At 61.2% G+C, this 12496-nt stretch carries 9 protein-coding genes; all 9 read right to left on the reverse strand.

Going from position 1 to position 12496, the window contains the following annotated elements:
• Positions 1-71 precede the first annotated feature (71 nt).
• The 9 genes from ABB33_RS09030 to imuA all read right to left on the reverse strand — a co-directional run bounded on the left by ABB33_RS09030 (position 72) and on the right by imuA (position 12226).
• On the reverse strand, positions 72-416 hold the full coding sequence (locus tag ABB33_RS09030; protein ID WP_225546685.1) for a hypothetical protein: 345 nt from the start codon (positions 414-416) through the stop codon (positions 72-74).
• 118 nt (positions 417-534) lie between these two features.
• Entirely contained in the window at positions 535-1491 is a 957-nt protein-coding gene (locus tag ABB33_RS09035) for a DUF932 domain-containing protein (RefSeq protein ID WP_056931897.1), read from the reverse strand.
• A 610-nt stretch (positions 1492-2101) separates the two neighbouring features.
• Positions 2102-3286 (reverse strand): hypothetical protein, encoded by a 1185-nt coding sequence (locus ABB33_RS19045; RefSeq protein ID WP_225546684.1) that lies wholly within the window; start codon positions 3284-3286, stop codon positions 2102-2104.
• A gap of 187 nt (positions 3287-3473) precedes the next feature.
• Complete coding sequence (locus ABB33_RS18575) at positions 3474-4601, reverse strand: hypothetical protein (RefSeq protein ID WP_152985023.1); 1128 nt, start codon at positions 4599-4601, stop codon at positions 3474-3476.
• A gap of 46 nt (positions 4602-4647) precedes the next feature.
• A complete protein-coding gene (locus ABB33_RS18580; RefSeq protein WP_152985024.1) occupies positions 4648-5766 on the reverse strand; it encodes a ParB N-terminal domain-containing protein in 1119 nt (372 codons plus the stop codon).
• 5 nt (positions 5767-5771) lie between these two features.
• On the reverse strand, positions 5772-6710 hold the full coding sequence (locus ABB33_RS18195; RefSeq protein ID WP_082595049.1) for a DNA cytosine methyltransferase: 939 nt from the start codon (positions 6708-6710) through the stop codon (positions 5772-5774).
• A 405-nt stretch (positions 6711-7115) separates the two neighbouring features.
• A complete protein-coding gene (locus ABB33_RS09045; RefSeq protein WP_056931899.1) occupies positions 7116-10202 on the reverse strand; it encodes an error-prone DNA polymerase in 3087 nt (1028 codons plus the stop codon).
• Positions 10199-11605 (reverse strand): Y-family DNA polymerase, encoded by a 1407-nt coding sequence (locus ABB33_RS09050; RefSeq protein WP_056931900.1) that lies wholly within the window; start codon positions 11603-11605, stop codon positions 10199-10201. Before ABB33_RS09050 ends, ABB33_RS09045 begins: the two co-directional genes overlap by 4 nt.
• Before the next feature lie 6 nt (positions 11606-11611).
• Positions 11612-12226 carry a translesion DNA synthesis-associated protein ImuA gene (imuA, locus tag ABB33_RS09055; RefSeq protein ID WP_056931901.1) on the reverse strand — a complete coding sequence of 205 codons (615 nt, stop codon included), beginning with the start codon at positions 12224-12226 and terminating at the stop codon, positions 11612-11614.
• Positions 12227-12496 lie beyond the last annotated feature (270 nt).

A 12496-nucleotide genomic window follows, 5' to 3' on the forward strand; every position in this document is an offset into this window, starting at 1 on the left:
TTCTCCAGACATAAAAAGGCCCGACCGATGCAGTGCATCGGCCGGGCCATGGGGGTGGGTTCAACAACGGGTCACGAACTGGAGCGGTAGTAGATGTCCCAGCCACGACGCTGCAACTGGCGGGCGGCAGCAATGACCTTCTGGGTGTAGGCCAGTTCGCTGCCGGCCAACGTGCTGCCGTCATCCACGACAAAGTGCTCGGTGACGCTGAGCGGGTCGTCGTCCACCTGATCCAGCGCATCCTCCAGTTCTTCGAGCGCGCTGTTGCCGACACGGACGGGGCGGTTGTCGTCGTTGCCTTCTTGCAGGTTGTTGACGAACCAGTAGTGCAACGGCCAGAACGTACGCCAATAGCCCAGACGCACCATCACCGCCGATACCTCCAGCGAGGCGGGATCATTGATGGGCTTGGCCATGGGTGCGACGTATCCGATGGCATCGCTGATGGCTTTGCGAGTGGGGGCCAAGGTGGCATCGCCCGGTGCGACGGAGCACCGGGCTTCCAGGTACATGTCCAATGCCATAGCGACGCCCTCACGCCACCAGGCGCATGACTTCATCCCATGCGCGCTGCTTGATCTGCGCCCCTTGCCCGAACCAGGCGGCATCACGACGGTGGTCGTCGCTGCGGGCACGCCGGTGATGATCGACGTACTCGGTGACGCTGTTGAGCAGCCCCCATGCCGTGCCTCGGCTGGATGCCAACAACGCGCCACGGCCACCGCCCTCGTACAGCGCTCGAACGCTTCCCAGCGCCTGCTCGTTGACCACATCGACCTTGCTGTCCGGCCCTTGGTAGGTGAGCACCCGCCGCAGCACGCCTTCCACCGAATCCGGATCGACCGGGCGGTCGCATAGCGCCTTCATCCGTGCCACGAAGCCATCCCATGCCGAGACGGTGATGCCCAGTTGGCGCTTCACCGCGTCCGGATCGAACTGGCTGCGGTGCGGCACCTTGATGGCCCCTTTCCCCTGGCCCAGGGCGATCTGCAAGGTGTTGTTGCAGACCACACGCACCGAGGTGAACTGCGCGGTGGTGGCGAGCGTGCCGTCGCAGGCGGTCGCCAGCAGCAGGTAGCCATCCACCTTGTCGCGGCCCTTGAGCGAGGTGCTTTGCCCGGTGCGGGCCATCGCCCAGAATTTCTTGCCGCCCTTGAGTACGCCGGCCGTCTCCAGCTCGAAGCCGCTGTACTGGGTGAGGTCGCGGTAGAACTCCAGGATCTCGCCCGGTTGGACGACCTGAAAGCGCTTGGACACCACGGCCAGTGGTGCGCGGGTGTCGGAGCGGTACAGCACCTTCTGCTCCGGGAAGGAGTGGATGGAGCCAATGGTGTTGTTGCCGGAGATGAAGCGGACTTCGGAGTTCTCGATCTCCCAGTCCATGCCGGCCTGCCGCTTCCACACCTCGATGGGTTGTTGCGGCTCCAGCTTGTTGCCAAGGCCGTGCCACGGCTTCTCGCCGGCATAGGCCATCGTTTGTACTAGATGCATGGGAACTCCTTTTTTTGACGGCACAAAAGCAGAAGGCCCGCCAGGAATGGCGGGCCTTCTGGTGCCAGATCACTGGCTTAGGGAATGCGCATGTCGCGCCTGGTCAGCAGGCTCACAACAACTACAGCGGCCAGCGTTACAAGCTGAATAATCGTCTCCTTGGTGTCATCGTGCATAGCTCGATCCTTGCCGTAAGCGCTGGGGACGTAGCGCTCAAACGTGAAGCGAGGATGCCCCGCGCTTCAGATAGGTATTAAGGATCTGAAAAATTTTTGAATCGCGGCAATGTAGTAGTCGCCCAAGCTGCTCTGATGAGCCCGGCGCACTTGAAGGATCCCCCTATCGGAATGGCCCTAACCCACCGGGTGTTGGCTGCCTTGCCGTTAACGATGACGCCCACCGAAACGGCCACTAGAAAGTCGTGGAAGGGGGCCAATGCCGATTAGGGCCGCACACGGCGCGATGCTTGCCGCCCGAATGACCACTATCGGCCACTGCAATCGGTCGCCATGACCGCTGGTCGGCCTCGAATATGACCAGCCTTATATGCCCCCGCAAACAGCGCCTCGCGGTTTTCTCGTGCTGTTCCGTCTGGATGGCCGGAGGGGAGCTATGTGTAGAAAGCGAGCTGATCGAGGGTCAGGATCACCTGCAGGGCTCGCGTCATCGTGTAGCTGTCCTGCGCCGCTGCTCCGTGGCCGACGGCATGACGCGATCCCGCCATGCCAGTCCCTGCCATGGGGTCGAAATTCGCGAACGTATGGGCGGCGAGGTAGCGCCCGAACGCGGCGGGAAGGAAAAGCGTGTCCGGGCCGCCCGTGCGTTGTTCGGCGGATGCCTGTGCGAACGCCAGCAAGTCCCTAATCTTCGCACCTTGACCGTCATGTGTGGCCTTGTGGGCATCGTTCAGGATGCCCTCAATCTCGGTCAGGATGATCTTGATGACCGAAATGGGCTTCTGGCCTGTAAAGGCTTCGACCGCCTCCCTGAGTAGTGCCTCCCTCGCCGCGAAATGCGGTTTTGCCGCCCAGCGCTTAAGGAGATGACCAAGGCGGTCTGCATCGAACGCTGCGATGAGTTTCGGTTCGATCTCGGCGAGGTCAAACCCGGCCTCTGCTTGCTGGGCGAGGTCGCGAAACTCGGAGGTAATGATCTCGACAAACGGGAACCATCCCGCCGCGACCAGTGCGTCGAAGACAGCCGGATTGCTCACCACCTGGTAGAGATGCCGATAGCGCAGCCTCCGATGCAGCGTCCCGAGCATGGTCTGGAAGCCCTCAAGGTCGAGCTTACCTTCAGGGTTGAAGTCAAATGCGAGTCCGAAGCTCCAGCCCTCCCGGAAGAGGCAGAGAACCTTGTCCTGAACGTCGATCTCAACACAAGGAAAGCTCATCCCCGTCACGTCTGCAATGTCGCTCTCGAAAACTACAGTACGCGCCTCAATGGCCCGCTTTACGGTGCAGCGCATCGCGACCGCCGCCGTGTCCACCCACAGCTCGGCGCTACCGTCTGGCCTGAGGACAAAGAGGACCGTGTCGGCCCGTCGCAGGTTGACGCCCACGCCAGCCTTTTCGGCCATGTGGCGGATGACTCCGTCCAGACTGTCAGCTAGCCGGTGAAAGAGCGGTTCGTCCGAAGTCAGGGCGAGCCGTGTCCAAACCTCGACGGTCTGCTGACCAAGCTTTGCCGGTTCAGCAGCGAAGCCGCCCAACAGTTCGACATCCTTGAACCGAAGTGGCTCGCCGCTATTGCGAACGCCCAACGCAGCCGCTGGGATTGCCGATGCATCATCCATCTTATCTACAATGCGGTCATTCCTATCGAGCCACTATGGCACGTGTATTAGCCACGACGCGAGCAGCCTTATGTCATCCGTCGCTCTTTTAGCGCCGAGTTTTGCAAGGCTGCTACGGGTCAGCTAGCACCTACCGACCAAGAGTAGACGCTCGCATCTCCAGAACCAAGCAAAGCTGAGATACCCCTTATGCCCGATAGCTGCCAGGCGCTTCCTTCAATGCGAGCGACGGATTTTTGTAGTCATCCATCACTTTGAACTCATCTGAAAGGCGAACTATCCTGAGTCGGTCTATTATAATTGTGCACGATATATCCGGACGCCGCTGCCAATCAAAACCTTCGTCGGCCACAGCCACTAAATCAAGGGGCATAAAATAATAGGCAGCCCAAGGATGCTGCATCTGCATGTAACCCATATTGGCCGGGGTCGCCTCCAACTGCTTCAGCGACCATTTCTCTGCGGTACATCCACATTGAGCAGCCGCGGCCGGAATACCTATCCGCCCGTCATTTCCCATGGGGTGCCAAGCGACCAAGTCCAAGCCCCCATCACCCGAATTTCTTTTTTTGAACTGTTTTTTACTGAGATTAAATTCAGCACGCCAGTCCTTCGCTAAGGCTTTCAATTTAAAATGAAGATGCCCTTTGTAGCGAGTACTACCTTTGGCACCGAATCGATGGACCTCCCAACCAGGAGGCATTAGCCCTCTAAAAATCTTCGCCGAGATTTCTTCAAAATGCTCAGTAAGTTCGCCCCGACGCCCAAGGCTGATCAGTCTAAGCGAAGAGGACAGCAACAGTTCCAAGTAGAGGTTCTGCGCAGAAGTCCGGTCATCAGCCAACGAGATCTCTTGACCATCGTCGCTTATGACGAAGGGATACGCGGTGCCGAATACTTGGCTTCGCACGGAAAAATGTGAGAAAAGATCCGCTGCGTGTGCTTCACGGCGGTCGTCCACGGGTAGCGCTCTCAGTGCTTCCTCATCCGCTTCATGCCCCTCGTTATCCGCGACTACGCCATCAGCCTCATCGCCCTCATACTCTTCAAGCTCGTCTTCATGCTCGACTCCCTCTGTGAGGATCTCCATTTCCCCGAGTTCGGTCGTGCATTCCAACAAATCACCGCGGGAGAAACGCCTATCAGGACTTGCCAAGCATCGCACTTCGATGTAGTCACACCAAAGATAGAAGTCACTCGAGGTAGGCGGCTTATCCAGCCCCCTGAACAGAATTTCCTTCGGCTTTTTATTGCCAGCCCCTTTCTTCGCCGCTCCCTTCGCGGCCAACTTCTTTCCTACGATCTTTGCGTTCACTGGCTCCTGTGCCGCAGCAGGCGGAGCATTTACGCCACGAGGATCCTTAGGCATCTTCTTCCTCGTCGATTGCATCCTGCAAAGCGACCATGAGTTGCAGGCGAATCATTTTCGCCTGCTTGGAAATCGTCTCGGCCATCTCCACGTGCTGAGCAGTTACTCCAGAGACTTGGGGCACAATCTCCCACAGGCTAGCCAGACGCTTGGTCACCACTCCAAGGGCTTCAGTTAGTGCGACGGCTGGCCCTTTACTAAGCGAGAACGCTTGATCAAGGTTACCGTGCCGGCTCAGATCCTTCACCGCAGAGGGTGAAGCAACAATCGCAGCCAACTTCTTCAGGTTGCGCGATTCACGAACGATACTTTTCCTGGACTCCCCTTTAACAAATGTCCACTCAAAAAGTAACTTCAGATTCTTTCTTTTAACATTATTTTGAGATGCATCAGAAGGCCCATTTATACCAATAAAATCGACGATGTTTGCGTAGCTAAGCGCCGTGGTCAGAATGGAAAAATCGATATCATCCGTCTGTATTTTCAGCTTAAAGAAATTCTCAGCCTCAGCCTTTTCATAAAGGGATAGCGCCGCAAGCACCTGCCCGATATACGCACCTTTACTGCCGGTCTCCTTGGCCAAGGCCCGCAGGCTGGCATCATAGGACAGGTGAGAATAGTATTCTTCGCGGAGCCGCTTGATGTACCTGGCCTTCTGGAGCGCACTCCAAGCCTTTACGCCAGTGATGTGCCTGAAGCCAAGATATCTGAGAATTGCAGTGCGATCAGGAAAGATAAGACACGGCACATCTTTCGTCTGAACAGTTGCGTTTCTTACAGCATTCTCGATCGATATCCTTCCCGACGGCGCTTCGATTTCCCCGCTCAACATTTTGAGCGCAGCAAGGCGCCGATTTCCCTCAAGTACAACGTAGCCACCCAAACCTTTAATGACCAAAAGGGGCTCGCCGACAAAATATCCCTGATTTCCGATTGATTCTATCAGCTCAAGCAGCCGCTCATCCCTGATGAACCTCTCGATCAATACTTCTTCCGCCCCCTGATTGATCTCCGGCGGGAACCGCGGATTTTCAGGATCAAAGATCAGCTCACCGATCGGAATCCTTTTCGGAACCGGCTCCAAGGTGACCTTCTTTTGTGGATGCGCCATATAAATCACCAAATGTTAGGCAAAGAATTCGCCACTGCTTGGAACAAAGGTGGGGGAACCGCGTTCCCCACTACTGTGTAGCGCATATCCAAGGATCCGGGTTTTGTGTCTGGGAAAACCAGATCTCCAAAACCCTGAATTCGCGCCGCTTCTCTATACGAAAAGCGGCGCGCAGGCGCGTCACTTTCGAAGGTCCAGATGTTGTGCTCCTGCTTCAACATTCGAGGACTCATTGGGTGCAACGGCATATGTCTGGGGTTGGCGACAATCGTCTTAGATGCTTCATCCCAACCCCGACGCCTGTCTCGAGACATGTAATACCAGTGGAAGCTCCTGGCGTAGAACTCGCCCTCAGGCCACTCCGGCATGTCACCGATTGCATCCCGTAAAGTTACCCAAGGCCTGTCGGCGAGCTGCCCATGGGTCGGCGAAGGAAATTCGTAGGAAACGTCAAAATCCTTGCGGATCCCAACGATGAAAATCCTCTTCCTCTCTTGGGCTACACCATAGTCTGCGGAGTTCAACACCTCACACTTGATGGAGTATCCAGCACGCCTAAAGATAGCCAACTGATTCTTCAGCAGATGCCGGAAATTTGCTCGAACCATGCCCGAGACATTCTCAACTATGAATGCCTTTGGCTTGATTTCACGTAGCGCTCGCGCAAACTCGAGATAGAGGCGGTTAATTTTACGGCTAGGCTCACGAACGCCCCCTTGGCTGAAACCCTGGCACGGGTAGCAGCCAACCAAAAGGTCGGCGGAGGGGAATGACTCAATCGCTGAGACATCTCCCAATACATAGTCGGTCGAAGCGTGATTGCTCAAGTACACGTCACGGGCGTACGGCAGGATGTCATTAGCCATCAGGACCGAGAAGCCAGCATCTGCTAAACCGGCATCGGACCCCCCACATCCAGTAAAGAGCGATACAGCAGTAGGCATTTGGCCTCAGCAAAGAAGATGCGTAGAAGATGGACTGACCAAGCGCGGACCGTTCACCTGCGTGTCTACATGCCGCCACTCCATGTCGTCCCATCTTAACGCATACAAGTGCCTTGACACTCGAAGTTACCCTTACTTGGTCACGACCCTAGTTGCGAGGTCTTGGCAACCGCTCCATATTTAGGAGAATTTTCGGAATCCAACGCCCTGCCTGAGCATAAGTCATTGATCTCATTGGCGAGCCTGATAAGCGTCGAACCTGTACTGGCCGCCTTAGAAGACTGACTCGATCAAGCCGTCGGGCAACTGCCGAATCCCCTGCGTAGTCAGGCCCTTCCGAGGCATGCATCTGCCCCTCCCATGAGCCACGCAGATGCCCGCTTTAGGTCGGAAGCACTCATCTGCTTATCTAAAATCCCGACTCCTGGCCTCCACACCGTCAAGCAGTTCATCGAGCTTGCTCATGCGCTCAACGATCAGGTGAGCGACACCATCCACCCGCTCCCAGCGCCCTTCGATGCCCAGCAACTGACTCTCGACCAGAGTACGTCGGTAGCGCTGCATCACGTGCTGCCAGACCACGGCGTTGGTCATGCCGTGCTCATCCTCCAGCGTCACGAAGGTCACGCCGCTGGCCGTGCCCGGCGACTGCCGCATGCGCACGATGCCGGCGTGGCGCACGCGACGGCCATGCGGCAGTTGCGCCAACTGCGATGAGCTGAGGTAGCGACTCGCCTGCAACTGCCGGCGCAGGAAGGCCATCGGGTGCCTGCCCAGCGTGGTCTGAGTAGTGGCGTAATCGGCCTGCATGTCCTGCCAGGGTGTGGGCACAGGCAGGGCCGGTGCCGGCTCACTGGTTCCCGGCAAGCCATCGAACAACGGCAGCGGCTTCTCCACGCCCGAGGCCTGCCAGCGGGCGCGGTGGCGGTGACCGGCCAATCCTTTCAACGCACCGGCATCAGCCAGTAGTGCAAGGTGGCGCGGATCAAGCTGCACACGATCGCTGAGGTCGGCCACGTCGGCGAAGGCACGCCGTTCGCGCTGCTGTACCAGCCGCTCGGCCACCGCCGGCTGGAAGCCATCAATCAGACGTAGTCCGAGGCGGATTTCAGGGTTTTCCGACGCCTCGCCGTGGGCAAACTCCAATGTGCAGTCCCAGCGGCTGTAGCGCACGTCCACCGGCCGTACCCGCACGCCATGACGGCGGGCGTCCTGCAAAATCTGGTCGGGGGTGTAGAAGCCCATCGGCTGGCTGTTGATCAGGCTGGCCGCGAACGCCGCCGGCTCATGGCACTTGAGCCAGCAACTGGCATAGGTGACCAATGCGAAGCTGGCGGCATGGCTTTCGGGAAACCCGTAGTCGCCGAAGCCCTTGATCTGGTTGAACAGCCGCTCGGCATAGTCGCGACCGTAGCCGCGTTCGAGCATGCCGGAGGTCAGCTTCTCCCGGTAGGGTTCCAGCCCGCCGCGGCGCTTCCATGCCGCCATCGAGCGACGCAACGCATCGGCCTCACCGGGAGTGAAACCAGCGGCCGACACCGCCAACTGCATCACCTGCTCCTGGAACAGCGGCACGCCCAGCGTGCGCTCGAAGACGTGGTGCAGTTGGTCCGGATATTCGACCGGCTCCTCGCCGTTGCGGCGGCGCAGGTAGGGATGAACCATGTCGCCCTGGATCGGTCCGGGGCGCACGATCGCCACCTCGATGACCAAGTCGTAGAAATTGCGTGGCCGCAGCCGCGGCAGCATCGCCATCTGTGCGCGCGATTCGATCTGGAACACGCCCACGGTGTCGGCCCTGGCGATCATGTCGTAGGTCGCCTTGTCCTCGGCCGGAATCGTGGCCATCGTCAGGTCGTGGCGGTCGTGGGCGCGCAGCATGTCCAAGCACTTGCGCACGGCGGTGAGCATGCCCAGCGCAAGGCAATCGACCTTCATCAGGCCCAGCGTGTCCAGATCGTCCTTGTCCCACTGGATCACGGTGCGCCCGGGCATCGCCGCGTTCTCCACCGGCACCAGCGTATGCAGCGGGTGTTCGGAAATCACGAAGCCGCCTGGGTGCTGGGACAGGTGGCGGGGGAAATCGACCAGCTCGCCGGTCAGCGCCAGCAGTTGCCGCATCACTGGTGCTTCCGGATCGAAGCCGCGCTCGCGCACAGCTTCGGGCAATGGGGTGTCACCGCTCCAGCGGTCGAGCGTGCCCGCCAGTTCGTCGATCTGGTCCGACGGCAAGCCCAGCGCCCGCGCCACGTCACGGATCGCGCTGCGGCCGCGATAGCTGATCGCCACTGCGGTCAGCGCTGCCCGGTCACGACCGTAGCGCTCGAACACGTATTGCAGCACTTCCTCGCGCCGCTCGTGCTCGAAGTCGATGTCGATGTCCGGCGGCTCGTTGCGCTCGCGCGAGATGAAGCGCTCGAACAGCAAGGTCATGCGCGCCGGGTCGATCTCGGTCACGCCCAGCGCGTAGCAGACGATGGAGTTGGCGGCCGAGCCGCGCCCCTGGCAGAGGATGCTGCGGCTGCGGGCGAAGCGCACCAGGTCGTGCACGGTGAGGAAGTAGGACTCGTAGCGCAACTCGGCGATCAGTGACAGCTCGTGCTCAATCTGGCTACGGGCCTTGTCCGGTATGCCGTCAGGCCAGCGCCATGCCGCACCTTGTTCAACCAGGTGCCGCAGCCAACGGGTGGGTGTATGGCCTTCCGGCACCAGTTCGCGTGGATAGGTGTAGCGCAGTTCGTCGAGACTGAAGCGACAGCCCTCGGCAATGCGCAGGCTCTCGGCCAGTGCTTCGGGCGGATAGATCGCTGCCAGCGCCTGCCGAGTACGCAGGTGATGCTCACCATTGGGGAACAGCCGCCAGCCGGCCTCGGCTACGGTACAGTGGTGGCGGATGGCGGTCAGCACGTCCTGCAAGGCGCGGCGGCGGCGCACGTGCATGTGCACGTCGCCGGTAGCCACCAACGGCAGGCCGTGATCGATGGACTGCCGTTGCAGGTCGGCAAGCACCTGTTCGTCGTCCGGGCCACGGTGCAGCTCCAGTGCCAGCCACAGGCGGTCGGGGAATATCTGTTTCAACCAGAGGATGTCGGCCTCACTGGTCGGACTTGTCTGGCAAAGCAGGCAGCAAAGTCCGGCTGCGTTGTCGGGAAAGTCCTCGCGCAGGCATCGGTACTGTCCCTTCTTCGCCCGTCGCCGGGCGGCGGTGATCAGCTGGCACAGGGTCTGGTAGCCGGCCAGCGTCTGGCACAGCAGCACCAGCTTCGGCCCGTCTTCGACCTGCATTTCTGCGCCGACCACCAGCCGCACACCGGTTTCCTTCGCCGCCTCGTGAGCACGCACGATCCCGGCCAGCGAGCATTCGTCGGTGATCGCCAACGCGGCATAGCCCTGTTCCTTGGCCCGTTCGAACAGCTCCTTCGCCGTCGAGGCCCCGCGCTGGAAGGAGAAGGCGGACAGGCAATGCAGCTCCGCATAGGCCGGCGCGTTCATGCAAACCAGCCGTGCAGCATGAACGGGCCATGCTCACCCGGTGCGGTGAAGGCCCAGGCGCGTTGGCCGTCGCGGGTTTGCAGCACGTAGTAGTCACGGCGCACCGGCTCGCCATCCCACCAGCCGCTTTCGATGCGCTCCGGCCCGGCCAGCACCTGCATGCCGAACCCCCGCAGCGCTATCGGCTGCGGCAGCAGCCATGCCGGGCGCAGCGGCAGGTACGGTGGCAGCGTGGATTTCACCGAGGCTGCCGACGCCCGCTCCGGGCGGTGGTCGGCATGCACGCCCAGAGGCTGCACTGCCTCGTCACCGAGGCGAGCACGCAGGCGTTCACGCAGTTGCTCCCAGTCCATCGCCTGCTGCGGCCGGGTATCGAACAGGTCGCGGGCCACCGGCACGAACGGCGGCAGTTCTTCGGCCAGCAGCGACATGCCGCGGGTGCCAGCGGGCAGCTGCAGGTGGTCCAGCCGGCTGCGCGCCAGGTCGAACAACACCGTCGCCTCGCGTTCGGGGGCCAGCAGACCCACCACCAGCTCGCTGTCGGGGTGACGCTCGTGCTCGAAGCGCAATACGAAGCGCTGCACGCCGCCGTCGCGGCTGCACAGGAAGGCGGCAAGGTCGGCGGTCAATCGCCGTAGCGGGAACAGCAGTGCGATGCTGGATTCGACTTCGTACTCGAATTCGATGCGGGCGGCGAAGCGGTCGGGCGGTTGGAAGCAGGCCAATGGCGTGGACTCTCTGCCGCGTATTGCATCCAGGTGTGTCAGCACTTCAGGCGGGAAACGCCGCGTCAGGCTTTCGCGAGCCAGCGCGAACACCGGGCGCAGGGTGTGCAGGCCTGAACGTGCGAGGGTATCGACCGCCGCTGCGGGCAGGCCGCTGCGCTCGATCGGGACCTGCCCCAGCACACGCTCCAACTGTGCCTCGTCCACGCCCAGTCCATCGTGCACACGCGCCAGCACGTGGGCGGCATGCGGGTTGGGTGCGGCGACCAGCCGATGGCGAAAGCCCAGCGCGCTCAGCTCGCTGCGCAGGCGGCGTTCCAGCTCGGGCCATTGCCCGAACAGGGCGCGGCTGGCACCGATCTCCAGCACCAATGCATGCGCAAAGCCGGTGCAGACCTGCGAGCTGAAGCCGTAGGCCCAGCTTGCCAGCAGGGTGAAGGCTTGTTGATCCAACCGTGGGTCATGGGGTTGGGAGACGAAGGCTGCACCCAATGCCTGTGCCGCCGACAAGCGCATGCCATGGCGCAATCCCAGTCGTCGAGCGGCCGGCGAGACTGCATGCAGTATTCGTCGCTGTACCGGGCCACTGATCAGTGCCAGTGGCACCTCCGGCTCTGGCAATTGCCGGAGGGCGGCGTCGATGGCCAGGTGTGGCAGCAGCAGGCAGGCCCAGCGCATCGGAGATCACGCACTGACAGCGAACGGCAGCGGTCGTGCCGGCGGATTGCCGCCGCGGCACTTGAGCACGCGGATCTGGCCGGGGCCGAGCAACAAGCGCAATGCCGCCGGCGACGGGTTGTCGGCATGGCGGGCATCGCGGAAGGCGAAGCCCAGACACTGGCCGGTCTCGGCGGCAACCTGCAAGCGCCGCAGCGCCCGGTCGTCGGCTTTGGTCGGCCAACCCAGCACCGCGCCGCAGGCGGCCGAACGCAGGCACTGCTCCATCGCCCACAAGGCCTCGCGTGGTGCGGCATGGACGATCTGCAACTGCGGCAACGCCACTCCCGCCCGTGCCCAAGCTGGGGCATGTGGTCGATAAGGTGGAGCGACCAGTACCACCCGCGTCCCGGCTCGGGTCAGCCGCGCCAGCGTCGGCCAGACCAGCGACACCTCGCCCACGCCATCGGCCGGCAGCAGGATCTCCGTCAGCGCATGCGCCGGCCAGCCGCCGGCCGGCAGTACCGCATCCAGTGCGTCATGCCCGCTGGGCTGGGGAGCCACCTCCGGCACGCCCGCCGGCTGGCCGCGCCAGACCCGGCCGGTGTGGACCAAGGCATCCAGAGCCACGACCGCGCCCATCACGCCTCCTCCGCAGGGCGGCATCGGCAAAGCGATGGAAGGTGGATCGGCGGCATGCGGGCAGTCTCGGGCCAGGTCGGCTCATGACCTGAGACGGGACATCATAAGTCGTTAGCATTAATACTAACAACCTGACCCGAAAGCCCCTCTAGGCGATAGACCAAAGCAGGCGACTACGTCGCCTACCGGGGCTATCCGAGACCGTGCGTCTAAAGAAGCAGCTTGCTGCTCGTCTATGGAAGAGGGTGTGCCAGAGATCGGCGAAGTCGA

It is taken from the genome of Stenotrophomonas acidaminiphila, assembly GCF_001431595.1.
Lineage (GTDB): Bacteria > Pseudomonadota > Gammaproteobacteria > Xanthomonadales > Xanthomonadaceae > Stenotrophomonas > Stenotrophomonas acidaminiphila.